Genomic DNA, 26,995 nt, shown 5'->3' with positions numbered 1-26,995 from the left:
CAACTATGTGCGGCATAACAGCAATATTCAATATACATGGCGATACTTCCGTTTATCGCAGACAAGCTTTACAAATGAGTAAACAAATACGTCATCGTGGCCCCGACTGGAGCGGCATTTACCAGGGCCAGACTGCAATACTTGCACACGAACGCTTATCAATCGTCGATCCCGCTTCAGGAGGACAACCTTTAATCAGCGCAGATGGCAAACATATTCTTTGCGTTAATGGAGAAATCTACAACCATCGTGAACTACGCGAAGTATTAAAAGATGAATATGAGTTTCAAACAGGATCGGACTGTGAAGTGATCCTCGCACTCTACAAGAAAAAAGGCATTAACTTTTTAGAAGACCTGGATGGGATCTTTGCCTTTGCACTGTATGACGAAGAGAAAGATATCTACCTCATCGCCAGAGACCCAATAGGCGTTATACCTCTCTATATAGGGTATGACAACGAAGGACATCTATTAATATCTTCCGAGCTAAAAGGGTTGGAAGGATATGCCACCCATTATGAACCGTTTTTACCAGGACACTATTTCTATAGTAAAAACCGGGAACTAACGAAATGGTATACCCGTGATTGGACAAATTATGATAATGTAAAAAACAATCCATCCAATATAAAACAATTATATAACGCTCTTGAAGCAGCCGTCCAGCGCCAGCTCATGAGCGATGTTCCCTATGGAGTGCTCCTATCGGGAGGGCTAGATTCATCCATTATATCAGCCATCGCTAAAAAATATGCCGCCAAACGAATAGAGAATAATGGAAAAACAGATGCCTGGTGGCCTCAACTCCACTCTTTCGCAGTTGGCCTTAAAGGAGCTCCCGATCTGGCGGCCGCCCAAAAAGTAGCAGACCACATCGGTACCATACATCACGAAATAAACTATACCATACAAGAAGGACTAGATGCCATACGGGATGTGATTTATTACATCGAAACTTATGATGTAACAACCGTACGAGCTTCTACCCCTATGTATTTATTGGCCCGCGTAATCCGGAGTATGGGGATAAAAATGGTACTTAGCGGCGAAGGTGCTGATGAAATATTTGGCGGCTATCTATACTTTCATAAAGCTCCCGATGCAAAAACATTCCACGAAGAGACTATCCGCAAACTCAGAAAGCTTTATCTATATGATTGCTTGCGTGCAAACAAAAGCCTTTGTGCATGGGGAGTGGAAGGACGCGTTCCGTTTCTCGACAAAAAATTTCTGGATGTGGCAATGCGCCTTAATCCTACAGCAAAAATGTGCCCCGGAGAAATCATTGAAAAGAAGATTTTACGCGAAGCATTCTCGAAAATGCTTCCTCACGAAATAGTATGGCGACAAAAGGAGCAATTCTCCGATGGTGTTGGCTACAATTGGATTGATACATTAAAAAAAATAGCGACGGAAGCCGTATCAGACAACGATATGCTTCATGCAACAAAACGGTTCCCGATTAATCCGCCACAAAATAAAGAAGAATATTATTATCGCAGCATTTTTGAAGAACATTTCCCTAGTGAATGTGCTGCACGTAGTGTACCAAGCGTACCTAGTGTAGCCTGTTCAACAGCAGAGGCACTTGTTTGGGACACCTCTTTCAAAAACAGAAATGACCCAAGCGGACGTTCTATAACGGGCATACACAAAGCTTCCCATTAAAATTCATCATCAACAGAGGCTGAATTTTATATTGTTGCTATATTATTAGACACCAATAATTATTCGAAAAAATCCTTGAACGTTTTATTTTATATGATACCTTTGTCGAGGTTTATTAATAATTTAAATCGTGTATATATGAAAAAAATCTTTACTTTTATTAGTGCACTGGTAATGTTGTTTGCAACAACATTCACTGGTTCTGCGCAGAACCAGCCCCAATTAACAAATGCAGAAAAAGCTGCTATCGTTAAAGAGATAGTGCCAGCCATATTTGATCAGGTTAAAACTATTTCGGGTGTAGACTTCATGGCATTAACGAATCCTACAATCGAAGGTATTGTTTCATCTCCTTTATTTTTCCAACAAGGCCTGGCTACAAGAGCTGCCACTCCAACAGTGATTGATGTCATTCCTGACAGCATGAACGTAGATTTAAGTTCTATCAAAATGACAGGTATGCCTGATGCTGTAAGCAGCCTGTTAAAGAAAGTAAAACTAACATTCAGCGAATCTAAAGATTTCACATTTGCAATGGGTGTACGCCCTGTCAGTATAAAAATACCTCACAAAATTGTTGCTTCTATTGATGTACTTGGCGAGTTGCTAACCGTATCATTCACATCAGGAGACAAAGGAACTATTTTACCATACAGTTCATTCCGCGCTACTTTATCTTTAAGTCCTTTATTAGCAGGTCTAGGGTCAAGCATTGAAAACTTCCCGTTAAAAGCAGGCGATCTGTTATCTATTGAAGAAACAAAAGGCAGCAACGGTATTTTAAGTTATTCTATTGTAATGGAAGATGCTTTACGCGGAATGGTTAGCAGCTTGGCAGAAGTACCTAACTTTATGGTAACTTTAGACATGACTAAGTTAATGACGGCAGGCACTATCAAAGCCAGTTTGTTTGGCAAACCGTTACAAGCTCCTACTGCTTCTATTCCTATGGGCGATGCCACAGTATATGCAAACCTGAAATCAACAACAGGCATGCCGGCTGATTCAATTATATTGACATCTTATGGAACAGATAGTAAGGTTAACGGATTTAGGAAACTTGCTCCGGTTATTTCAGTAGAAGGAGCAGACATGAAATTAACGACAACAAGTTACGTTTGTGAAGCTAAAGACATCAATGGTGATGGAATTATCAACAATGAAGATATTGCATATTCAAACTGGGCACCTTATGCGCAGCAAATCATTACCATGCCGGCTTCTTTAAGCACTACATTCGGTAACATGATGTCATCTTTGGTTGCTGGCATTATCGGTAATCTGAAAGCAGACATGAATCAGAATATTGGTATAAAAATCGATTCAGCCTATTACAAGAATGGCACGCTTGAAGAAGCATTCAATGTAATGGCTATAGATATTGTTACTAAACTTGAAGCCATAAGTGCCAAAGAAGTCAATCTGATTGCAACAATTGATATCAAAAAACCTACTGTAGCAAAAGCTGATGCTTCCGATAGAGTTATGAACATCAAAGCAACCATTCCTACAGCAGACCAAAAGATTAAAATAGAATTTACCCCTAATCCTGACAAGGAAGGTGCAACTCCGATGGCTACCGCATTCGTTAAGTCTAATGCACTCGGTGTTATCACCAGCAACGAAGCGTCTCCTGTTCTTGAAGATGCAAATGTATATGTACAAGAAGGCGGAATCTATGTTGAAAACTGTGATAAAGCTACCTATTCTGTTGTCAGCATAAATGGAGCTAAACTTACTAATGGAATTATCTCCGGAACAAACGAATATATCGCTATTCCTTCTTTAGCAAAAGGTAACATTTATATTGTTACAATTATAAAAGAGAATGCAGAAAAATCATTCAAGATTAAGGCTAAGTAACATATCTGATTTTATTCTAAAGAGTTATAAATAAAAAAGAGTTGGTCGAATAATAATCGACCAACTCTTTTTTTATATACTATATGGGTAATCTTAAATAAATCTACTTTCGATTGCTATCTGGTTTTATATGATACCTTTGTCTCGATTTATTAATATCTAAATCATAATTGCTTATGAAAGAATTTTTATCTTCAATCAGTATTGTAGTCTTATCATTTGCCACTACGATACCAGTCGTTGCACAACAACAATTAACCGTACAACAAAAGAAAACAATTAAAACGGAAGTAGTTCCCGTTCTTTTCGACCAGTTAAAGCAACAAACAGGCATTGATTTCCTGGAATTTGCTAATCCTCAGTTAAGCATCGAGTCCATTGTCAATTCGCAGCTGTTCATTCCACAAAACAACCTCCGGGCCGATGAATCCTCAACACCTGTAAATATTAAACCGGATAATGTAGTACTGAAAGCCTCTGCCATCAATGAGATATTAGCACAAATGACAGAAAACGACACCCTGAAAATCACTTTCGAAAACTATCAAAAGGTGACTCTACCCGTGGAAATTGGCACTTACTCTACCAGTATAGATATGCCAATGACCATCAAAGCCAATGTGTATCAAAGCGGGCAATGGCTACCATTAGCTATTGTAAACATCAAAATTACGCCGGAAAGCGAAGGCTCCATACTTGGCAAAACCGTAATATCTCTTGATATCATGGGAGGAGGAGAGAATCCTATTCTTACATTAAACCTGTCACAAGACAAAACTACTTACGCAATAGTAGCTGATGTAACTCTAGAACAAATGCTCCGTGAATTGCTGACTTTAACAGGGGTAACTATTCCCAAATATAACTATCAGGTAACGATTGGTATTAGCGATATGCTGATAAAAGGATACATCCCATTCTCTTTATATGGTATTCCTACTACTACAGGAACAAACAAAATTCCAATGGGAGATGCCAATGTTTTCATTAGTTTCGATAATCCGATGCCTATCCAGATGATTCAAATTAAATCCTATACATATACTACCAATGGAGCACCGACCAATAGTTATAAGAAACTGACATTCTCAATCGCCCAGAAAAATGAAAATCTGACTATAGCCATACAAGATTCCACAAGTAACGAAGGCTGGACCAGCAACACGTATGCGGGGACTAAGTTAATCACAATGACTGATTATTCCAAAATCCCAACCACAGCAACATCCGCCCTCGTTTTAGCAATAGACCATGCCGTCAGAGCAGTGGAAGGCAATACCAATCCAAATTACAAAATGCTTATCCAATCAGCCAAAGACGCTAACGGAGACGGTGTTATTTCAGACAATGAAATAATAAGCAACGATATGGAAATAGACGTTAATACCAACTTGGATGTAACTACAGGCAAGGCAGTAGCCAACGCTTCTATCAAACAAATGAATAACGAAACAATGCAACTTACAGCTACTGTTCCTCTTAAAGAGCGTAGAATTGCTGTAGAAATTGCACCTGTAAAAAATGGGGTTGCAACTCCCATAGCTACAGCATACTTCTTATCAAATATATCTGGTATTATTACCAGTAACGAGACTTCTCCTGTTCTTGAAAAAACTTGTGTTTACGCGCAAGCTGGAGGTATCTACGTTGAAAATGCAGATAAAGCGGCCTACTCTGTTACCGGTATTAATGGTGGTTTAATAGCGCAAGGGATAATTGCCGGAGCAAACGAATATGTAACAATACCAAATCAAATGAAAGGAAACATTTATATTGTTACAATCATGAAAGATAATGCACGCAAATCATTCAAGTTTAAAGCAAACTAACCGGTAGAACATTCTTTTACTGATTTGCTATTCAAGAAGAGCCGTTCGAATTATCGAACGGCTTCTTTTTTATTATTTTAAGCCTCTTTTTTTATTTCCATTTTGTCAGAATTATCTCTGTTTCGCTTCCCATTTAACACAAATAAGGCCATATACCATCCACACAAGTCATAATTCTACCGCACAAGCATGACTTATTATCTAATAGAATCCATTCATGAGTTACAAATAATATTTGAACAATTGGTTTTAATTACAGATTATAAGCAAAAATGGATATTAACAACACAAATTATTACAAGAGCAATATTTAATAAGCATTCAGACATATATAAGCAATATTAAATCACAAAACGTCATATATTTGTGTTGCTACAAAACAAAAAGTTACAACAACAAGATTCAAGGAGTAAAAATGACACACCAAGTCAAATTCACAAAGATGCACGGAGCCGGAAATGACTACATATACGTCAACACAATGCTCTATCCTCTTGCCAATCCGGAGGAACTAGCCGTCAAGTGGAGTGCACCTCACACAGGAATAGGTTCGGATGGATTGGTTTTAATAGGCCCGTCAGATATTGCCGACTTCAGCATGCATATCTATAATGCAGACGGCTCAGAAGCCATGATGTGTGGAAATGCCTCCCGTTGTATCGGCAAATACGTATACGAAAAAGGTCTGACAAAAAAGAAAACCATCACATTGGAAACCCTGTCAGGCATCAAAGAATTGCAATTAACCGTCAAACGGAAGAAAGTAACCCTGGTTACCGTAGACATGGGTGCCCCTACCATTGGCGAAATAGCTCTGGAACTGGAAGCAGGAGGCAAACAATATATCGGTACCGTTATATCGATGGGTAATCCGCATTTAGTTATTTTTGTGGAAAATATAGCCAAGGTGAACCTTTCCGAAATAGGGCCTCTGTTGGAGCATCATCCTTTGTTCCCCCATCGTACCAATATAGAATTCGCACAAGTTATAACCGAAGAAGAAATCAGAATGAAGGTATGGGAAAGAGGATCAGGCATTACCCAGGCTTGTGGAACAGGAGCCTGCGCAACCGCTGTAGCTGCCATTGTGAATGGCAAAAGCGGAAGGCTTACTAATATAATTATGGACGGAGGGATACTTTCTATCCGGTGGGATAACGAATCCAACCATGTTTATATGACAGGTGAAGCCATAAAAGTATTCGACGGAACAATAAGTTTATAATAAACAATAAACAGCATAAATCAAATCAGCAAGATATGGCACTAGTTAATGAACATTTCCTCAAATTGCAAAACAGTTATCTATTCTCAGACATCGCGAAGAAGGTAAACAGCTTTAAAATCACCCATCCCAAAGACAAAATCATCCGCATGGGGATCGGTGATGTTACGCAACCCCTTCCCCCTGCCGTTATAGAAGCCATGCATAAGGCCGTGGACGAACTGGCAACGAAAGAAACCTTCCACGGCTATGGTCCGGAGCAAGGCTACTCTTTCCTTATTGATGCCATCCTGAAAAACGACTATGCCAGCCGTGGCGTCTATCTGGAACCCAGCGAAATATTTGTAAGCGACGGAGCCAAAAGCGACACCGGAAATATCGGAGACATGCTCCGCCATGACAACAGTATTGGCGTAACAGATCCTGTATATCCCGTATATATCGACTCTAATGTGATGAGTGGACGTACGGGAATACTCGAAAACGGCAAATGGAGCGACGTCGTTTATATACCCTGTACGGAAGAAAACAACTTTATCCCCAGTCTGCCCGACAGGCGGGTAGATATCATCTACTTATGTTACCCTAATAACCCAACGGGAACAACCTTATCGAAAGACGAACTAAAAAAATGGGTCAATTATGCTTTAGTCAACAACGCCATTATCATGTACGACTCTGCTTACGAAGCATATATCCAAGACACAGATATACCCCACTCTATCTATGAAATAAAGGGAGCAAAAAAGGTAGCCATCGAATTCCGCAGCTTCTCAAAGACAGCTGGCTTCACAGGAGTTCGCTGCGGTTACACCGTAGTACCGAAAGAATTGAACGCTTTTACACTAAATGGCGAAACCGTGCAACTGAACAAACTATGGAACCGACGTCAGAGTACCAAGTTTAACGGCACCAGCTACATCACCCAGCGCGGAGCCGAAGCCATATATTCACCCGAAGGAAAGAAACAAGTTAAAGAAACTATAAACTACTATATGACAAATGCAAGAATCATGAAAGAGGGACTCAAAGCATGCGGCCTGAATGTATACGGCGGCACCAACGCCCCCTATCTGTGGCTAAAAACACCCGACGGACTAAGTTCATGGAAGTTCTTCGATAAACTGCTTTACGAAGTAAACATAGTAGGAACCCCAGGTGTAGGATTTGGTCCCAGTGGCGAAGGCTACTTGCGCCTCACTGCCTTTGGAGACAGAAACGACACAATGGAAGCTATGGACAGATTAAAAAAATGGCTACACCAATAAATCGGTTATCTACATAAAAAGGCACTATAGAGAGGTCGCGACCATCAATCAGGCTAATTATTCACGCTCTAACCAGCACTATACAACAACTATTATATATTCACTATAACTTCAACAAACAGGTACTATGTCAAAGTTAAGATTCAGAGTAGTAGAGGCCGCTTTCGAGAAAAAGGCAGCAGAAGTCCCGGCGTCAACCGAAAGGCCGGCAACTTATTTCGGTTCACTTGTTTTCAACCGGCAGAAAATGTTTAAGTATCTTCCCGAAAAAGCGTATGCTAAATTGATAGACTGCATCGACAACAACGCACCGCTAGACCGCGAAACTGCCAACGCCACAGCAGCAGGTATGAAGAAATGGGCACTCGAAATGGGCGCAACCCATTACACACACTGGTTTCATCCGCTGACCGAAGGAACAGCCGAAAAGCATGATGCTTTTGTAGAACACGACGGAAAAGGAGGCATGATAGAAGAATTCTCTGGTAAACTGCTCATACAACAGGAACCGGATGCATCCAGCTTCCCTAACGGCGGTATCCGTAATACATTCGAAGCCCGTGGCTACTCAGCCTGGGATCCGTCATCACCAGCCTTTATCGTAGGCGATACACTTTGCATACCAACAATCTTCATTGCTTATACCGGAGAATCGTTAGACTATAAAGCTCCTCTGCTAAAAGCCTTGGAAGCAGTAAACAAAGCTGCAGTAGACGTCTGTCACTACTTCAACGAAGATGTCAAAAAAGTATACTCTTATTTAGGTTGGGAACAAGAATACTTTTTGGTTGACGAAGGTTTATATGCTGCACGCCCCGACCTGCTACTGACCGGCCGCACCCTGATGGGACACGAAAGCAGTAAAAACCAACAGCTTGAAGACCATTATTTCGGTGCTATTCCGACTCGTGTAATGGAGTTCATGAAAGATTTGGAGATAGAAGCGCTCAAGCTGGGTATCCCAGTAAAGACGCGTCATAATGAAGTTGCTCCAAACCAATTTGAGCTAGCTCCTATTTTTGAAGAATGCAATCTGGCTAACGACCACAATCTGCTTATTATGGCATTGATGCGTAAGATCAGTCGCAAACATGGCTTCAGGGTGTTACTTCACGAAAAACCATTCAAAGGAGTAAACGGTTCAGGTAAACACAACAACTGGTCGCTGGGTACCGATACCGGTATTTTACTGATGGCTCCAGGCAAAACTCCTGAAGACAACCTGCGTTTCATCACCTTTGTAGTAAACGTGCTAAAGGCTGTATATATCCACAATGCCTTGCTAAAAGCCAGTATCTCGTCCGCTACCAACGCCCATCGCCTAGGAGCAAACGAAGCACCTCCGGCAATTATCTCCAGCTTTCTGGGATCACAGCTTTCTGCCGTATTAGATCATCTGGAAAAGAGCGACAGCGAAAACTTCAATCTAGCCGGCAAACAGGGAATGAAATTAGATATAGCCCGTATACCCGAACTGCAGATAGATAATACAGACCGCAACCGTACTTCGCCATTTGCCTTCACCGGAAACCGCTTTGAGTTTCGCGCAGTAGGCTCGTCTGCCAACTGTGCATCTGCCATGCTAGCTCTGAACGCGGCCGTAGCCGACCAGTTAAAACATTTCAAGACAACTGTAGACACAAAAATTGCAGAAGGTAAAGACAAATTTACAGCTATTATAGACCAACTTCGTAAAGACATTAAAGAGTGCAAAGCAATCCATTTCGACGGCAACGGATATAGCGATGAATGGAAAGCCGAAGCAATCCGCCGGGGATTGGATTGCGAAACCAGTGTACCTCTTATCTTCGATGCCTATCTGAAAGACAGTAGTGTAAAGATGTTCGAATCTACCGGCGTCATGACTCGCAAAGAACTTGAGGCCCGCAATGAAGTAAAGTGGGAAACATACACTAAAAAGATACAAATAGAAGCTCGTGTACTAGGCGATCTGGCCATGAACCACATCATCCCGATGGCCACGAAATACCAATCTTCCCTGATTGACAACGTATACAAAATGAAAGATTTATTCCCAACCGAAAAAGCAGTGCATCTGTCGTCGAAGAATCTTGAAATCATTGAAGACATTGCCAACCATACCATCTTCATCAAAGAAAAGGTAGACGAAATGGTAAATGCCCGAAAAAAAGCCAATAAAATAGAGAATGAACGCGAGAAGGCTATAGCATACCACGACACGATTGTCCCTATGCTGGAAGCCATACGCTATCATATCGACAAACTGGAGCTGGTGGTAGACGACCAAATGTGGACCCTACCCAAATACAGGGAGCTATTATTTATCCGCTAGCTTTATTCGACAAGTCTAAGAAACAAAAAGAGACTATTTCTTCGAATAGTCTCTTTTTACAAAGCGTTTATCAACGCTTTCCATAAATTATCATCAGGCACAGGAGCCTCTATTCTTATACTTTCTTTGGAAACGGGGTGAATAAACTCTGCACTACGGGCATGCAAACTGATGCCTCCATCTTTATTGGAACGATCGAAACCATATTTCAGATCTCCTTTAATAGGGCATCCCATCTTTGCCAACTGACAACGTATCTGATGATGGCGGCCGGTTTTCAAATCTATTTCCAGCAAATAATAGTTATCCGAATGAGCTATTAATTTATAATGAAGAATTGCCTTCTTCGAATCAGGTCGCTCAACATCATAAGCAAAACTTTTATTCTGCTTTTCATTGCGAACCAACCAATTCACCAACTCACCTTCTTCTGCCGGAGGACAATTTTTCACTATTGCCCAATATGTTTTTTTCACTTGGCCGGTACGGAACATTTCATTCAGCCGTGCAAGCGCTTTGCTGGTTTTGGCAAATAAAACAACCCCGCTGACAGGGCGGTCCAGTCGATGAGCTACACCAACAAAAACATTTCCGGGTTTACAATACTTCTCTTTCAGCCAAGCCTTTAGCAAGTCTGAAAGAGGAGTATCACCGGTCTTATCTCCTTGAACAATCTCGCGGCAGGTTTTATTTACCGCAATGATATGATTGTCTTCGTAGATTACTTCCATATTACATATTCATTCCACCATCAACCTGAATAACCTGTCCTGATACATAAGAGGACATATCAGATGCCAGGAACGTAGCAATGTTAGCTACATCTTCAGGTGTTCCGCCACGGCGCAAAGGAATTTTCTTGCACCATTCTTCTCTTACATCTTCCGAAAGAGCGGCAGTCATATCCGTGATAATAAATCCCGGAGCAATCGCATTAGCACGAATACCACGAGAGCCCAATTCCTGCGCTATAGATTTAGCTAAGCCAATCATACCGGCTTTAGATGCAGAATAGTTGCATTGCCCTGCATTGCCATGAACACCTACAACAGATGCCATATTAATGATACTGCCCGAACGCTGTTTCATCATAATAGGTGTACAAGCGTGGATAAAGTTAAATGCAGACTTCAGGTTAACTGTCAAAACAGCATCCCATTGAGACTCGGTCATACGCATCATCAAGCCGTCCTTTGTGATACCCGCATTGTTTACCAAAATATCTATACGGCCAAAGTCTTTCAATATTTCAGCAACAATTGTATGAGTTTCTTCAAAATTAGCAGCATTTGAAGCATATCCTTTAGCTTTAACACCTAAAGCCTCAAGTTCTTTTTGTGTAGCCAAACCGTTTTCATCAATTACCAAGTCTGTGAAAGCAATATTTGCACCTTCGGCAGCAAACTTCATAGCAACCGCCTTTCCAATACCACGAGCAGCACCGGTTACGATAGCAACTTTTCCTTCTAATAATTTCATACGATTTTATTTTTAATCATTTAACATTTTATTAAACAAGCACCTGCAGAATATCCACCACCAAACACGGTAATACAAACCACGTCTCCTTTTTTGAAACCAGTAGCATTCTGAGCATATACCAATGCAGAACTTACAGAACCGGTGTTACCCAATTCTTCTATATTATGCAAAAACTTTTCTTCAGGCAGATTCAATTGTTTTGCTATATTCGACATTATACGCATATTTGCCTGATGGCCTATAAAATAGGTAAGATCATCTAACGTATATCCATTCTTCTCTAATAGATATAATACATTCTTCGGCATATAAGTACAAGCCTGAATAAACACATCACGTCCTTCCGGCATCATAATACCGCCGTCACGCGGACGCAATTGCACACCTTCCGGTCCTTTACCCAGATGTCCAAGGCCTTGTGTAAAGATTTCCACAATCTGTGCATCATGTTCCGTCACACGTTCTTTTGAAATAAAAAACGCAGCAGCAGCATCCCCCCACAAATGGCCGGCCTTCGGATCTGTCTCATTATAATAAGCAGAATTTTTATCAGCCGAGATAATCAGGGCTTTCGTAGCCTTACCCATTGCAAAATATCCTTCCACAACTTCAAGTGCATTCACAAAAGAAGAGCAGGCAGAAGATAGATACAAAGCCTTTGCATTTACTATGTTGAACTCATGCTGAGCAATATGTGCAGCCGTTGCTACTGTATCGTAAGGCGAATATGAGGCGGCAACGATCAAGTCTACTTCCGTAATGTCGTACGGAAGATCAGGAAGTGCATTTTTAATAGCTTCCAGCCCCATTGTGTTAATGTTCTCTTCGGGTTTAGCTTTAGATCTTGTTCTAATACCTGTGCGTTGTTCAATCCACTCACTTGTCAACCCATTTAATTCCAAAAAATGTTGGTTATGTACCCGTTCTTCGGGCACATAAAACCCTGTTGCATTAATAAACATCCCTGGTTTTACTTTATCTTGATTCCGTTGAATATTAAGTTCATCACATTATCTCTTCTTTTAATCCGCTGATTAATATTATCGCCCATAATTCCCCGGATATAAGGGACTTCCAAACCTTTTAAAGCATGGTGCAGCACCAAAGCGGTAATATCAGTATCCGGCATCCGGAAGATTCCTTCTTTTACACCCGCATCCAATATCCCTTTGATAATCTCTATCTCCCGAATATCGAAACCTTTACGTACCTTTTCGACACGCCATATATCCCGGAAGAAATTAGCACGCAGCGTTCCGTTACGAAATACGAGTGCTTTTATTGCATCCAGACGGGTATAAATAAAAGTCATCAGTTTTTCATCTGCAGGCAAATCCTTACCGGCCACATCCAGAAGCATTTTATGCAACTGATCCAGCTCTGATTCGACTACAGCCAGATAAATTTCATTTTTGCTCTTGAAATACGTATATAATGTACGTCTTCCTTTCTTTGATGCCTGTGCAATATCGTTCATCGTTGTGTTATCCACCCCCAGGCGAGCAAACAATTGTCTGGCCACATCCACCAACATGTCACGTGTTTTAGAAACTGTCATCGGCATTGTATTGCACATTTTGATTAAAACTGTGCGCAAAAGTACCGGAAAAATTATTAACTACCAAGAACAAAACTACATTTTATCGAAATAACCTACTACTCTATCAATCCAAACCGGCCTTTCCTTTTATTCTTTCTCCAAAAAACACGGCAAATTACTTGTTTATTAAAAAATATATACTACCTTTGCACTCGCAATCAAGATTGATATGTACCATATCGCGGAGTGGAGCAGTGGTAGCTCGTTGGGCTCATAACCCAAAGGTCGTAAGTTCGAGTCTTGCCTCCGCAACAGAGAAAGAGAGTGTCACAACAATGTGACGCTCTCTTTTTTTATCCCTCCATTACTTATTCAGGAACGTTTCTTTATGGATTCTTATTTCATAAGTATGTTTTTCTAATTTCATCCCGATGATTTGTAAAAAACATCCCGATGATTTGAAAATATGTGTTTTTCCTCTCAACTTTCCTTTTTGTGGCATGTTTATTGAGTGTATACTAACGGATAGCATATAACGGAATTAACATATAATATTATGGCCTATATAGATTATTACAACATTTTGGGAGTGAACAAGGCAGCTTCGCAAGACGAAATAAAAAAAGCATACAAAAAGCTGGCCCGCCAATATCATCCGGATTTAAACCCGAACAATCCTGACGCTCACCGGAAGTTTCAGGAAATTAATGAAGCCAACGAAGTTCTGAGCGACCCTGAAAAAAGAAAGAAATATGACCAGTATGGAGAAAACTGGAAACATGCCGACCAGTATGAAGCACAACAACAGCAATATCGCCAGCAAAGGGCAAACTTTGGAGGTAATGGAGACGGTACATTCTGGTCGGAGTCAAGTGACGGAAGTGGTTTCTCTGATTTCTTTGAATCTATGTTCGGATCACGCAGCCGCGGAGGGAACAATGCAAACTATGGCTTCCGGGGACAAGATTACACTGCCGAATTACGCTTGTCATTAACCGATGCTGCAAAAACACACAAACAGGTAATCACCGTAAATGGAAAGAATTTGCGTATCACCGTACCAGCCGGCGTGGCTGACGGCCAGACAATAAAACTGAAAGGACAAGGAGGACCCGGCATCAACGGGGGACCTGCCGGAGATTTATATATAACATTCGTCATTGCAGAAGACAACCGTTTCAAACGCGATGGCGACGACCTGTATGTAACAGTTCCTCTAAACCTGTATACTGCGATATTAGGAGGCGAACAGATTATTGATACATTGGATAGCAAAGTCAAGTTAAAAGTGAAGCCCGAAACTCAAAACAACACGAAAGTACGTTTAAAAGGAAAGGGGTTCCCTGTTTATAAAAATGAAGGGAAATTCGGAGATCTTATAATCACATATTCTATAGATATACCGACAAACCTGACAGAAAAGCAAAAGGAACTATTCAAAGAAATACAAAGTCTTAATTAAAACAGTAGTGTATTATGCAAACAGAACTAATTATTGTCAGTGAATACTGCCAGAAATGCCATATAGACCCTTCCTTTATTCTTTTATTGGAAGAAGGGGGCCTGATAGACATTAACATTGTAGATGGCGAAAGATACCTTTTATCGTCCCAATTAAAAGAGGTGGAACAATATACACGTATGTATTATGATTTGTCCATTAATATGGAAGGTATAGATGCAATTCACCATCTACTTAACCGTATGGAGACTCTCCAACACGAAATACATTCTTTAAAAAAGAGGTTACGCATATACGAGTCTCACAATTTCAACATTATTAACATGTAACAAAACGTTGCTAATCAATCCTTCCATTGCAAGTACAAGGAGTATTACACAAACATTTTGTAAATAAATTTGGATTGTATAATATCTTTACTACCTTTGCACTCACAATCAACGACGATTGTACTATATCGCGGAGTGGAGCAGTGGTAGCTCGTTGGGCTCATAACCCAAAGGTCGTAAGTTCGAGTCTTGCCTCCGCAACTTTTTGAAGAATAAGCACAAAAGGCAGCATACAGAAATGTATGTTGCCTTTATTTTTTATAGTAAATGAAATTCGGGGAGTGTATTTGTTTCCCAACATATACCTCCCCTAGCCTTATAACTACTATTTCATCATCTCTGCATCTCTTTGGTTATTTCCATGTTTTGACGCGCAAGTCTCGGGTTCTGGGGCAGATATTTACGAAAGAAGTTCATAGCTCCTTCCAGATCACCATTCATCAGACACAAAACACCCCTGTTATTCCACGAACGCGGATCGTCGCCCGCCCCTTGCAGAAAATAACGGCCAGCTTCGACATCTCCCAAAGCAATAGAAGCTGCTGCCGCATTCAAGACGGCTTCCTTACAAGAAGGGAAACGGTAAGCTGCCAATTCATACACCTCGCGATACTGTTCGGTACCCGGACGGTACAAAGTTGCAACCTGCAACAATTCATCCAGACTTAGCTTATCGGGAGCATTATATACTTTCTGTGCCAACTCCGTCATATCCATACCCGATTGTTTGGAGACAACCATTGCCTGCGACTTATAAGACACGGCCAGTTCCATACGGCGCAAACGCGAGAAGAAGTTCTTCTCAATATCTTTATATACATTGCCCTTGTCTAATGCACGTATCTGACGACGGCAACTATCAGCATCCTGACGCCCGTTTATAATAGCCAACACCTGGCGTGCATACGGCTTGCCCGATTTAGCTATAATCTTTGCCAGGCCGTCCCAGTCCTCGCCTACCCAATCGATGCTAATCATTCCGTTATCCGGAAACTTATACTGCTTCAGCAGATAGTTTTTGAATTGGATAGCACGGTTACCTGCCAGACACTCATTTTCTTTGGTATTTCCATCGGGGGATGCATAACCGGTAAGGCGAATCGATTCTACCTCGTTCCCCTGGCGGAGCAACGGCATCAATTGCTCTTTCAGCTTGGCCAGCTCCGCACGGTTATTTCCATAAGTTGGGTTTATGGTTATTCCGTTAGCCGGAAAGTCTATATATGCCGTCAATTGCTGTGTGGTAACAGCAGGCGTCATAACCGCCGTTTCGGGCTCTATATAATTAATCATACGGCTAAGCACAGAGGAGGCGTCTACCTGTACCATCGGTATCTCTTTATGGCGTACCAATCCGGATGCCTGCACGGCCAGGTCTCTCCTCTCTGTTACTTCCTGTTGCGGTATAAACTCCGATTGCGTCTCCACAGCCTGTCGCCCTGATCCGCACGAGGGTAATGCCATTAATAAAGCAAGCCCCGTTATATCTCCTACAATTTTCACCTTCATTATTTATCTATTTTTGTCTGTTGATCGACTCTAGCAAGAACTTACCCGGCCTGAACTTGACACTCATCCGTTGACGTATCGTACAAGGAGCTCCATTCTGGGGGTTTCGTCCGGGCCGTTCCTTTTGTTTCCAGGGAACCAATGAGCCAAATCCCTGAAGAGCAATCATACCGTCATTTCCCAGTTCTTCGCCTATAACTTCCATCAAAGAGCCAATAAAGCGGAGAGACTCCTGTTGTGTAATATCCATCTTCTCCGACAACGCATTTGCCAAATCTGTCTTATTCATAATCTATATATTTATGTTTGTTACTTTGTTATACTTTTGCGCCAACCTGTAATCTGCCGTCCGATATCTTCCATCATCAATACAAGCTTGGCATAGCTGCCGGTATCTATTACCTTCAATTCATTGCACAGGCGTATTTCCAGTTTCAGGAATTCAAACTCGTCGACAAGCTGCATCAAATGCGGCGTCTTGTCTTGCGACACATTAGCACGGTAAATGCAGCGTGTAAGATTCATCGCATCCCGCCGTATATCCTGCATCAACGTATACTTGTATTCACGCGGGGCATGATGCGACACGGCGTAAATCATTTTAATCAACTCCACTGTCCGCAGATAAAGCGGTGTTTCAGTATGTAAAGCCATGATTCAATATTTCTGGACAATTATACCGGGCAGCATACACTTCCATGTATAAATCGTCGTAGTTTCCGGGAACCAGCCCGGCCTTTTTCTGACATCTCATAATATTTGCACATATATTCCGTACAGCCTGGTGGCGCAGCAACCGCACCTTCTCTTTCCGTACGATCTTCTCGGGGGTGAAATAATAAAGCTTATCCAACGCCGGAGAGAGCCACTCGCGCACCTTCTTCCGCAGGCTAAAACTATTATGGTGCCTCATAAGACCCAGATACGAATTAAGGCTCTGAAGGAAATGTTCTTCTTCATCATCACTGAGCGGACGACGGGAAGCTTTGTAGTTATACTCACCAATTGTTTTACGCATGCCTTTTATGGCGCGTTTGCCCGTCTTTATAGTCCGTCCCTTCACGATAGCGCCCACAAAGCGGACTCCTTTGGAATAATGTGTCAACCGTATCTTTTTAGGATGCAGGGTCAGCCCCAGTTCATCACGCAAGAATGTCTGAAAAACGGGTACCAGGCTTTTAAGGAAGTCCTTATCCTGATGTACCACAAAGAAATCGTCTACATACCGTCCATAGTAACGCAGTCGCAGTTTACTTTTGCAATAGTGGTCAAAGCTATTCAGGTAGAAGTTGGCAAACAACTGGCTCGTCAGGTTGCCGATGGGCAAGCCCAGTTCTTTGTTGCAGACAAACATGTCCAACTGCTTCGGCGCCTTGTCGCAAGGCATAGGCATACCGTTCATCGAGAAGAGGCTCTTGTCTTTAGGCAAGCCTTTCCACAGATGGCGGAACCCTTTTACATGCACCCTCGACACCGGATTATCCAAAGCTATCATATTAGTGAGATAAAGGATTGTCTCCATATCATCCCCTTTATACTTCTCTTTCAGGAAAGCATTCAGCTTGTTTGCCAGCAAGCGGCGGTCTATGTTCATAAAGAAGCCGCGGATGTCGCATTGCAGCACGTAGCAGTCTTCGGTATAGTTGGCGGAGCATTGGGCTATGAAACGTTTCAGGCGTTTCACCCCGAACAGTGTGCCTTTTCCTACCCTGCATGAATAACTGTCCAGTATAAACTCCTTTTCAAACAAGGGGTTTATGCGGGCAGCCAAATAATGGTGAACCACCCGGTCGCGGAAAGAGGCTGCAAACACCTCCCTCTTCACCGGCTGGAGCACTATAAAAGCATTTGAGCGTGATATCTTGTATGTACCCTCTTCTATCTCCTTATACAGGTTATACAAGTTGCTTTCGGCATCCACCTCGAAGTCCATCGCAACCGGTGTACGCCTTTTAGCCCGGCGGCAATCAAGCCACGCTTCCACTAATGATTCAAAATCTATCTTCATTTCATCCACATTTTACAGATTCGCTAACAAGTCCCGGACACAGCGAACATAGCGATTGTTGTTCGTGTTGTTGTTATTGAAATTGCCATTGTTGAAGTTCAACATGCAGCGTTTGCCGGTATCACCATTGTAGACCGAACTACTCCAGTACCAATTGCTGGTGAACGGTGAAGTTGCCACTTCTAACTTACCTGCCGGGGCATCCCGGTGTAATATTTACAGAACCTCCGTTCTGTGGGCAACCGGATTTGTCCGAATCTTAACTCTACCCTAAGCCGTAACATTAGAGTATTCCGAAGTTCAAACTACTTTTTCTTTCTCTACATATTATTTCCCTATTTATAAATAATCCATCCTGTCAGCCTAAAGATCCTCAATGAGTCCCGGACACAGCGAACATAGTTATTGTTGTTCGTGTTGTTCCAATTGAAATTGCCATTGCTGACGTTCAGTTTGCAGCGTCTACCGGTGTCACCATTGTAAACCGAACTACTCCAGTAGTAGCCGCTGATGAACGATGTAGTTGCCACTTATAACTTGCCTGCCGGGGCTTCCCGACGGAATCTTAACAGAGCCTCTCAGCCCTGTGGGCAACCGGATTCATCCGAATCTTACACTACCCTGAGCCGTAACTACAGGGCATTCCGAAGTCCAGATTATTTCTGTTGTTAATTACTATTTCTTTTATCTGCTTACATCATGTCTTAAATAATCCATCCTGTCAGCCTAAAGATTCTCAATGAGTCCCGGACACAGCGAACATAGTTGTTGTTGTTCGTGTTGTTGGCATTGAAATTGCCATCACTGAAGCGCAGTTTGCAGCGGTTATTGGCATTACCATTGTAGACCGAACTACTCCAGTAGTTAGAGCTGATGAACGATGTAGTTGCCACTTATAACTTACCTGCCGGGGCTTCCCGACGGAATCTTAACAGAGCCTCCGCCCTGTGAGCAACCGGATTCATCCGAATCTTACACTACCCTGAGCCGTAACTGCAGGGCATTCCGAAGTCCGGATTATTTTATTACTATTTATTCTTTTATATCAATTCACGTTATACTTTGTTTCCACCGATTCAAGACATACCGCAACGCATCAATCATAAATGAGTCCCGGACACAGCGAACATAGTTGTTGTTGTTCGTGTTGTTGTTATTGAAATTGCCATTGTTGAAGTTCAGTTTGCAGCGTTTGCCGGCATTACCATTGTAGACCGAACTACTCCAGTACCAATTGCTGATGAACGGTGTAGTTGCCACTTCTAACTTGCCTTCCGGAGCTTCCCGGCGGAATCTTAACAGAGCCTCTCAGTCCTGTGGGCAACCGGATTCATCCGAATCTTACACTACCCCGAGCCATGGCTGCAGGGTATTCCGAAGTCCTGATTCATTATTTCTTTATTTCATTTTACATCCTCCTCTTCTTTTTTTTAGCCGGACTAACAGCTTGCAGATTTTCAATGAGTCCCGGACACAGCGAACATAGTTGTTGTTGCTCGTGTTGTTCCAATTGAAATTGCCATTGTTGAAGTTCAGTTTGCAGCGTCTGTCGGCGTTGCCATTGTAGACCGAACTACTCCAGTAGTAATTGCTGTTGAACGGTGTAGTTGCCACTTATAACTTGCCTGCCGGGGCTTCCCGGCGGAATCTTAACAGAGCCTCTCAGCCCTGTGGGCAACCGGATTCATCCAAATCTTACACTACCCTGAGCCGTAACTGCAGGGTATTCCGAAGTCCAGATTAGTTATTCTATTTTTACTTTTTTCGTGATGGTGTATCACGCGTACGCGTGATACACCATCACCTTACCACGTGACAACGCGTCACGCCTACGCGTGGCAGCCTATCACCCTGCCGCGTGATGAGCTATCACCAAATACATTATTTTTTTAATATACCGAAACCACATTTTCATACTCATAAGAACGGGCGTCCTTTACTATAGCTCCACTACCACTGGATTGGGTACAGACCTTCACACGCCAGTTGCCTGTTGTAACTTCTGCCGGAAGTACAAATTGCAATTTGGCAGGCGTATTGGGAGACACCTTTGTTGCAGGAATAAACACAGGAGTATCGCCTGTTTCGGTATCGGCCGGAGTAAAAGTAATGCCAACTTCCGGATCATCTCCTTTCAAAGCAAGACGCATTCCCTGAATAAGTGCCATTCCGCGGAATGGCAGGCTATCTACCTCATTGTTGGTGGGGTCGTACACGCTTTGAATAACCGGGCCGACTGCCCCGGATTGTTCAAAAGCATAAACCGTAGCATCACCAATAGCTTTGATAGCCCCTTCTCCCTGTGTAAGGTTTACTGTAACTTTCAAACGGGATGGCTCTATATTATGTCCCAGATCCTTATCATATATTACTCCCTGTATGCTAATGGATGAACGGAAGAAACTGGTTACCACGTTATATCCTTCCGCCGCTGCCGCGGCGCATTCGTCCAGAAACAATTGCACAAAGGCTGCTCCATTTACATTTTTAGTTGCAATCTCCCGCTTTGCCAAACGTGCAATTATATCTTCCAGATACAAAGTACCCGTTACTTGAGCAGTGAGATAGAAATCATTCTTCACGTCTTTTGTCAGTTCGTTCTTGTGCGCAATTGCATTGATTGTTGCCATGCTTTTTTGTTTTAATTAGATTAAGGAAACTCTATTTTTTTTCGAAGCCGGGGCAAAGCCCCGGCTTCTCGTTTAAATTGTTAAATTGTTAAATTGATCAGATATCCCGGACACAGCGAACATAGCGACTGTTGTTCGTGTTGCCGCTACTGAAATTGCCATTGTTGAAGTACAACATGCAGCGTACGCCGGTACCACCATTGTAGACCGAACTACTCCAGTACCAATTGCTGGTGAACGCAGCGAAGCCAGATATGGACTCTAACGTAGACTTATTCTGATACATGGCGAACAACTCAATCTGAGTAGGAACACGCCAACCACTACCCTTACCACTACAATAACTAACAGCAGTAGCATAATTAGAATAACTGCCACGCTCTGTTTTCTCAACCTCGATGGAATATTCCTTAGTGACAGTAGCAGTAGAAGAAGTACCATTCCTATCAGCACCCGTTGTACCGGAAGAAGCACCACCATCATAATTGAATGGAGGATAAGCAGAAAGGTTAGACTGAGCTGACTTATAAGCATTGGCTACAGTCTGGTTGATGGTGACCTTATTAAGAAGCCCTGCCGCCTGCTTAACCGTAACCGTTTTTGAATGGTTTCCCCCCGTTACTGCAATAGTAAACACAGCGGAACGCTCATCGCCCGTATTGGCAGAAGTATTAAACTTTAACGTTTGTGCCGATCCGGTGGCTGTAGATGAAGACGTTCCGGCAGAAATGGCCGAACTTCCACTCTTACGGGTAGCTGTCCAGGGTAAGCCACTTGTACCCGTAACCGTAATGCTACCGCTCGTGGCAGTGGCTGCTATATCTACGGAGGTGTTGCTTACCGAGAATGTAGAACCGCTTTGTCTGATCGCTACCGCTTTCGATATATTTCCGGCTGTTACCGTTACATTGCCGCTACGTTCCGTTGAATTAGGATTCACCGAAGCTGTTTTATAAGTAAATGTTTGGTTGGCGCCATTAGTCGTCCCCGTAGTAGTACCTGTCAATGTCAACCAGGAAGAAACGGCATTGGCAACACTAAAGCTCAATCCGCTCGTTCCATTCAGCGTATAAGTACCGCTAGCGCCGGATGTTGCAGCCAATGGGTTCACATTAGCCGATACGGTAAGCGAAGATGCGGGTTGGCTAACGGCAATAGTTTTTGTAAGTCCGGCATCGGTGCCGCTTACGGCATTTCCGGCTTTCACCGTGATAGTACCGGAGCGGACAGAGGCGGACGGATTTACCGGGGCGCTATAGGTTATACTTTGCGCAGAGCCGGTCGTATTGTTCGTACCGCTGGTCGTGCCCGAAAGCGTCAACCAGTCCAGGTTGCTCTTAGACACTGCCCACGAAAGACCTTGCGTAGCAGTAAAGGTAGAGGAGGCAGACTGGGTTCCTGTATTTGGTATCGTAGCAGCCCCGCTTACTGCGAGCGTAGATCCGGCTTGGTTAACAGTTAGTGTACCTGTTGGGCTATCGGCTTGTCCGCCGGCCGTAACCGTGATAGTACCTGCACGTTTGGCACTGCCGGGGTTGGTGGCTGTCGTACTATAAGTTACGGTATTGCTTGCTGCCGTGTTGCTTCCGCTGGTAGTGCCTACCGCAATCCAGGCTGTACCGGTGGAAGCAGTCCAGGTCAATCCGGGAGTGGCGCCAAAAGTTACCGAAGCATTAGACACCGGCGTAGCTGCCACGTCTACCGAGCTGCCTGTTACGGTAGAACCGGCCTGCGTAACCGTTACGTTTTTAGACAAAGCAAGGTAGCTGCCATTGCTTATAGAGTTTCCGCCCTTCACCACTACTGTGGCCTGGCGGGTATTCTTTGATGGGTTGCTGGTAGTAGCTTTAAACGTCAGGTCTTGATTTGCACCTGTAGCCTCAGTAGACAAAGGAGATGCGAACGAGAGCCAGTCCGCCCCGCTGATTGTTGCCTGAATCGCCAGTCCTTTCGTTGCATTTACCCACGCATTAGTGCTCACCGAATTAACAGCGGCGTCCATCTGCCCCGGGTTATTAACGGCCAATACGGAGCCGTTTTGTTTGACTGTAACAACTTTACCGTCTATCGTAAAGTTGTCGGACCGCTCTTCGGCCGAAGGGTTGGCAGATACGGCCGTAAACGTGATCTTGGCCGGCCCGTTGTATGTGATCTCCGCGCCTGCTCCTGCCGAAGTACTACCTATCATTGCCGAGAGCCATGTAGGCAGCATAAAGCTCCATTGCACACCCGGACGGGCTGTTACCTGCACATCTTTGGACGAACCTTTGGCTGCTTCCAGATTATCGGGGTTAATAATATCGGGTACTTTGCCTACCGTAACGCGCTTATCGGCAAAGTCTATTCCGGTAAGGGTTATTGTCATATTGTAGGCGCAGTTGCGCGAAACGTTATAATTGTTGTATGTATTCGTCATGTGAGTGGCATCGCCGCCGGGGTATAACTTGACGGAGACATTCTCGTAAGTAACGCCGTCTTGTATGGCCGTACCCTGTATTTCGATATATGTTGCATTCGTAACGCCTGTGCCTACTTTCTCTTTCTCGGATGATACGGCATTAGCTCCATTTACTATGCCTGCCTTGTTTTCGGGCAGATACCAGTACATAGTTGCCGAGGTGTTGTCTACTATTCCGGTATAGTTTTTATATGAAACCGACGATAGTTGTGCATCAGGTTCTATAAACTGTGATTTGCCGGGTACATTGTTCAACGTCACACTGGTTGGGGTGAACGAGAACCCGTTGGCATTACCGATTGTATACTTAAAAGCTATTTTAGCCGCCTGACGCACCATATCCACCGAGCTGGTTATTCCGGCATCCGTTATGGCTCCTGTCCATAATCCGGTCATACCCAGACTTCCCGAGGGAAGGCCGTCGGCCGAAACGGCAAAGTCTTTCGTATAAGTCTTCAATACGGCCTCGCTGGTAATAAACGATTCCAGGTCGCCGGCATTAACAATAAAATAAATGCGGCATGCAGCCGAGGTCTTCAGCTTTAAGTTCACTTCCATACCACCGGAAGGATTGGTTGTAAAAGCGCCGCTTTCAAAATACTGGCTATACAGTTTGCCCGTATCGTCGTATTGGGCTACCCAAAGGTTGCTTATGTTGTCTTCGGCAGTTTTATCCATTGCATTGGTTGCCCTTGTGGAAGGCGTAAATACGGTATCTACCGACTCTTTCGTTTCCTTTCCTGTAAACAGAAGGCTGCGCGAAGAGGGTGAGTTGCTGGATAGAACATTCATACGGAATGTTGCATCTACTTCCTTTCCTTCGCCTCCCGTTGTGGGACGTTCTTCTACTTCCGTTTGCGAACACGCACCCAGAAACATCAGCAAAACAAAAAGAAGCAAACATGTCAGCGAAAGCCCGACACGTAGTTTCCGGATATCTACATACCTGTCACTATTTACTTTATTTGCCTGTTTCATTGTATTTTGTTTTTCCATTATCATCTCAACCTACATTACCGTTACCACTCCAATCAATATTAGTCCATTCAGCTATAACAATTCCTACGCCTATACCCTCATTAATATCCGGGTCGGAAGGATTCGGATTGCCGGGATCGGCTCCCCCTACATTATCGTCTGTAAACGAAATGGTATTCCAGTCCATCACACGCATAAGCAGTTTACTTACATCGTTCTTTACCTGCAGGGTAAAGACATATCTCTTGCCGGAATCAAATGCAATGTTCTTGTTGACCGTTGCACCCAGGTTTACCGAATTACCATCACGCTCTACCGTTACGGCTATATTAAAGGGAGTGCCATCTTTAGGAAGGACGATTCCTATCACTTTGTTCAATCCCAGGTTATCCGGATCGGAAGCGGGATCTACGGCCTGAAAGTCGCTTTCAACAAAAGAGACTGTGCCGGCATCGGTAGCCTCCGATCCGGTCTTGGAAATCTCTTCACTCTCACCGGCAACCAGGTTTGCCCCCGACTTGGAAATGGAGCTTAGCTTCAGGGCGGTTCCTCTCAAACTAATCACCGAAACAGCGCTCGAAGCGTCGCAGGCCACATTGAACACGACCAAAGAACACTTTCGTTTAAATGTCTGTAAGGTTACAGTGCTTGAAGACTTGGATATGGTAACCGTTCGTGCACAGGAGGCCATTACATCCTCTTTGTGCGGGATATTTGTTATCTGGTTTGTGCCTCCTGCATTCGTAATCGGACGTGCCGGAGATATGGCATAGAAGTCGTACTTACCACTACGCACAAACATGCCTTTTGCAGTACCTTCTATTTTCTTTCCCTCATTATCTACCAGACAAGGAGATAATGAACCATCCGCCCCCACAACGTAGGTAGCCTGAAAATTGGGAGTAACAGTAGAAAAGTCTGCCGGGTTGGTCACAGTTTCACCCAAACGTCCTATCAGATAGGCAGCAATACGTACGGTTGCACCTTCGGGCAGAGCTGTCGGGTCTCCATCGGCCCGTACCTGCGCCTTCGTAGATGAACCGCCCGCTGTGACCACCGTCAATCCCAAATCAGGACGACTAAAGCTCAACTCTACCGGCTGAGCTTCGTCGGGAACGACATCTTCTACCATGCTGCCCGTACATCCCGTTGCCAACAAACAAACGGTAGCCAGCAGGGTACGGCATGAAAGAATTGTCTTATATAAATGGAATCGTTTCATCATGTCTCTTTGTTTTTTCTCTTGTGAATGGGAGGGGTATCTCTCCCCGCCCACCCTATTCATTCAACAGGTATGTCCTCACCGTTACCGTTTCCGGCTATCCAGTCGGTCACCTGTAAATCTGTTATCACAATACCCTGAGGTTGTATCTCGATATTGTAGATATAGTTCTTGCCCTTCTCCCAGTTAATGTTGAATGTCGTAGGCGAACCATCACTTTGCGGCTTCATGGTGAACACCCGTTTGGCATCATCCGTAAACTCAAGGGTCACCCCCGTTGCCGTTACCGGAATAGCCAGCCCGAATGCCTGTATGGGAGCCTTTGACCTGTCAGCTACATTGGTTGCTACCTTTCGCGGTTCCCCTACCGGGATGAACGAAAGTTGGTCTACCGCTGTAAGCGAACCGCTCAATTCGCCGGTTTCCAGATTCAGCTTGGCGCTGGAAGCCTTCTTAAAAGCTCCTGTCCCTTTCAGTACCAGAGACATCACATACGACTCCGACAAGGCGGAGCCACTGTTGGACTCGATGATACGGAAGCTCACTTTAGCAAGGGCATGGCTCAATGTAAGCGACACCTGAGGATGCCAACGGTCTACGATAGCAGTGCCTTTACCGTACAGGTAGTCTTCCTGACCATCCAGTTCCCATTGTACATCGGTTGCTACATCTCCCGGAGCTCCGGTTCCGCCATCACTAAATATAAACGACTGCTTGTCCTTTACCGAGACGCTACTCATGACAGGTACTTTCGTACCATTCACCGAAGCTAAGCTTACGCTCTTCTCAGAAGGAGAATAGGCATACACCGTTCCCTTTTCGGAAAAGAGATAGAGCATCGGATAGAAATCCGGATCAGGCTCCCAAGCCGAAACATTGTACTTGAATACCTGTCTGTAGTTGCCATCATACGGGTACGTTATTCCGTTCTTATCCTGCGTAACAAACAGTCCTACTGTTTGGAGCGGGTTAGGGTTACCCGGTGTAGCAACAGGAGGCACTCCCGTAACAATGCTTCTCGATTCCACCTCCACTGACAAGCCCAGATTCTTAACACTCAAAGGGACTCCCTCTTCCGTATTATCGCCTTCGCCTTCATGGCCTGTGCCCAAAGAGGTCTCCGCCTCTGTACATGAGCACAGCAGTATCAATGCAATGAGCGACAGGTTATATAAAAACTGTTTCATGGGCTTTGTAACTTAAAAGGG

Annotated in this window: 23 protein-coding genes and 2 tRNA genes; 10 read left to right on the top strand and 15 right to left on the bottom strand. The window is 43.6% G+C overall.

The genetic code is table 11. The annotated features are described in order from the left end of the window. Positions 1-5: 5 nt before the first annotated feature. From asnB to CTY47_RS13215, 6 genes are all read left to right on the top strand, one after another. Entirely contained in the window at positions 6-1,670 is a 1,665-nt protein-coding gene (gene asnB / locus CTY47_RS13240) for an asparagine synthase B (RefSeq protein ID WP_099465241.1), read from the top strand. A 138-nt stretch (positions 1,671-1,808) separates the two neighbouring features. Further along, positions 1,809-3,533, top strand: coding sequence for a hypothetical protein (locus CTY47_RS13235; RefSeq protein WP_099465240.1), 1,725 nt, complete (start codon positions 1,809-1,811; stop codon positions 3,531-3,533). A 176-nt stretch (positions 3,534-3,709) separates the two neighbouring features. After that, positions 3,710-5,362 (top strand): hypothetical protein, encoded by a 1,653-nt coding sequence (locus CTY47_RS13230; protein WP_099465239.1) that lies wholly within the window; start codon positions 3,710-3,712, stop codon positions 5,360-5,362. Positions 5,363-5,777: 415 nt separating this feature from the next. Beyond that, positions 5,778-6,587 (top strand): diaminopimelate epimerase, encoded by an 810-nt coding sequence (gene dapF / locus CTY47_RS13225; protein WP_099465238.1) that lies wholly within the window; start codon positions 5,778-5,780, stop codon positions 6,585-6,587. A gap of 35 nt (positions 6,588-6,622) precedes the next feature. Then, complete coding sequence (locus CTY47_RS13220) at positions 6,623-7,855, top strand: LL-diaminopimelate aminotransferase (protein ID WP_099465237.1); 1,233 nt, start codon at positions 6,623-6,625, stop codon at positions 7,853-7,855. A gap of 127 nt (positions 7,856-7,982) precedes the next feature. Further along, entirely contained in the window at positions 7,983-10,169 is a 2,187-nt protein-coding gene (locus tag CTY47_RS13215; RefSeq protein ID WP_099465236.1) for a glutamine synthetase III family protein, read from the top strand. A 56-nt stretch (positions 10,170-10,225) separates the two neighbouring features. Here the strand turns inward: CTY47_RS13215 and CTY47_RS13210 are convergent, their stop codons facing one another. From CTY47_RS13210 to CTY47_RS13195, 4 genes are read right to left on the bottom strand one after another with little or no spacing between them, the layout of a single operon-like run. Next, on the bottom strand, positions 10,226-10,900 hold the full coding sequence (locus CTY47_RS13210) for an RluA family pseudouridine synthase (RefSeq protein WP_099465235.1): 675 nt from the start codon (positions 10,898-10,900) through the stop codon (positions 10,226-10,228). A gap of 1 nt (position 10,901) precedes the next feature. Next, positions 10,902-11,648: a 3-oxoacyl-[acyl-carrier-protein] reductase gene (gene fabG, locus CTY47_RS13205; protein ID WP_099465234.1), complete on the bottom strand. Its 747-nt coding sequence runs from the start codon at positions 11,646-11,648 to the stop codon at positions 10,902-10,904. 20 nt (positions 11,649-11,668) lie between these two features. Then, positions 11,669-12,613 carry a 3-oxoacyl-ACP synthase III family protein gene (locus CTY47_RS13200; RefSeq protein ID WP_099465233.1) on the bottom strand — a complete coding sequence of 315 codons (945 nt, stop codon included), beginning with the start codon at positions 12,611-12,613 and terminating at the stop codon, positions 11,669-11,671. 8 nt (positions 12,614-12,621) lie between these two features. Continuing rightward, positions 12,622-13,215, bottom strand: a complete 594-nt coding sequence (locus CTY47_RS13195) for a TetR/AcrR family transcriptional regulator (protein ID WP_099465232.1) — start codon at positions 13,213-13,215, stop codon at positions 12,622-12,624. Positions 13,216-13,431: 216 nt separating this feature from the next. Between CTY47_RS13195 and CTY47_RS13190 the strand changes: the two genes are divergently transcribed. The 4 genes from CTY47_RS13190 (at position 13,432) to CTY47_RS13175 (ending at position 15,183) form a co-directional block, all read left to right on the top strand. Next, positions 13,432-13,503: transfer RNA gene (locus CTY47_RS13190), tRNA-Met, on the top strand. Between the two features lie 244 nt (positions 13,504-13,747). After that, on the top strand, positions 13,748-14,653 hold the full coding sequence (locus CTY47_RS13185; RefSeq protein ID WP_099465231.1) for a DnaJ C-terminal domain-containing protein: 906 nt from the start codon (positions 13,748-13,750) through the stop codon (positions 14,651-14,653). A 14-nt stretch (positions 14,654-14,667) separates the two neighbouring features. Next, complete coding sequence (locus tag CTY47_RS13180; RefSeq protein ID WP_099465230.1) at positions 14,668-14,982, top strand: chaperone modulator CbpM; 315 nt, start codon at positions 14,668-14,670, stop codon at positions 14,980-14,982. 129 nt (positions 14,983-15,111) lie between these two features. After that, positions 15,112-15,183: transfer RNA gene (locus CTY47_RS13175), tRNA-Met, on the top strand. A 132-nt stretch (positions 15,184-15,315) separates the two neighbouring features. Here the strand turns inward: CTY47_RS13175 and CTY47_RS13170 are convergent. The 11 genes from CTY47_RS13170 to CTY47_RS13135 form a co-directional block, all read right to left on the bottom strand. Next, positions 15,316-16,491 carry an OmpA family protein gene (locus CTY47_RS13170; protein WP_099465229.1) on the bottom strand — a complete coding sequence of 392 codons (1,176 nt, stop codon included), beginning with the start codon at positions 16,489-16,491 and terminating at the stop codon, positions 15,316-15,318. A 7-nt stretch (positions 16,492-16,498) separates the two neighbouring features. Beyond that, positions 16,499-16,780: an HU family DNA-binding protein gene (locus CTY47_RS13165; RefSeq protein WP_099465228.1), complete on the bottom strand. Its 282-nt coding sequence runs from the start codon at positions 16,778-16,780 to the stop codon at positions 16,499-16,501. A 20-nt stretch (positions 16,781-16,800) separates the two neighbouring features. Further along, the gene (locus CTY47_RS13160; RefSeq protein WP_099465227.1) at positions 16,801-17,145 is read right to left on the bottom strand and encodes a four helix bundle protein; all 345 of its coding nucleotides are present in this window, start codon (positions 17,143-17,145) and stop codon (positions 16,801-16,803) included. Next, the gene (locus CTY47_RS13155) at positions 17,129-18,499 is read right to left on the bottom strand and encodes an RNA-directed DNA polymerase (protein ID WP_099465226.1); all 1,371 of its coding nucleotides are present in this window, start codon (positions 18,497-18,499) and stop codon (positions 17,129-17,131) included. Before CTY47_RS13155 ends, CTY47_RS13160 begins: the two co-directional genes overlap by 17 nt. A gap of 12 nt (positions 18,500-18,511) precedes the next feature. Then, positions 18,512-18,679, bottom strand: coding sequence for a hypothetical protein (locus tag CTY47_RS16955; RefSeq protein WP_158228540.1), 168 nt, complete (start codon positions 18,677-18,679; stop codon positions 18,512-18,514). Between the two features lie 524 nt (positions 18,680-19,203). Continuing rightward, positions 19,204-19,392, bottom strand: coding sequence for a DUF1566 domain-containing protein (locus CTY47_RS17460; protein ID WP_233202190.1), 189 nt, complete (start codon positions 19,390-19,392; stop codon positions 19,204-19,206). Between the two features lie 157 nt (positions 19,393-19,549). Further along, on the bottom strand, positions 19,550-19,759 hold the full coding sequence (locus tag CTY47_RS16830) for a hypothetical protein (RefSeq protein ID WP_143813396.1): 210 nt from the start codon (positions 19,757-19,759) through the stop codon (positions 19,550-19,552). 629 nt (positions 19,760-20,388) lie between these two features. After that, complete coding sequence (locus tag CTY47_RS13150) at positions 20,389-21,129, bottom strand: DUF4469 domain-containing protein (RefSeq protein ID WP_099465225.1); 741 nt, start codon at positions 21,127-21,129, stop codon at positions 20,389-20,391. Positions 21,130-21,226: 97 nt separating this feature from the next. Beyond that, the gene (locus tag CTY47_RS13145) at positions 21,227-24,565 is read right to left on the bottom strand and encodes a BACON domain-containing protein (protein ID WP_158228539.1); all 3,339 of its coding nucleotides are present in this window, start codon (positions 24,563-24,565) and stop codon (positions 21,227-21,229) included. A 25-nt stretch (positions 24,566-24,590) separates the two neighbouring features. Next, positions 24,591-25,790 carry a BF2992 family fimbrillin-A clan protein gene (locus tag CTY47_RS13140; protein ID WP_233202189.1) on the bottom strand — a complete coding sequence of 400 codons (1,200 nt, stop codon included), beginning with the start codon at positions 25,788-25,790 and terminating at the stop codon, positions 24,591-24,593. Positions 25,791-25,846: 56 nt separating this feature from the next. Next, entirely contained in the window at positions 25,847-26,974 is a 1,128-nt protein-coding gene (locus tag CTY47_RS13135) for a fimbrillin family protein (protein ID WP_099465223.1), read from the bottom strand. Positions 26,975-26,995 lie beyond the last annotated feature (21 nt).

This window comes from Parabacteroides provencensis (genome assembly GCF_900232875.1).
Lineage (GTDB): Bacteria > Bacteroidota > Bacteroidia > Bacteroidales > Tannerellaceae > Parabacteroides > Parabacteroides chinchillae.
This window is presented reverse-complemented; position numbering and strand designations above follow the sequence as displayed.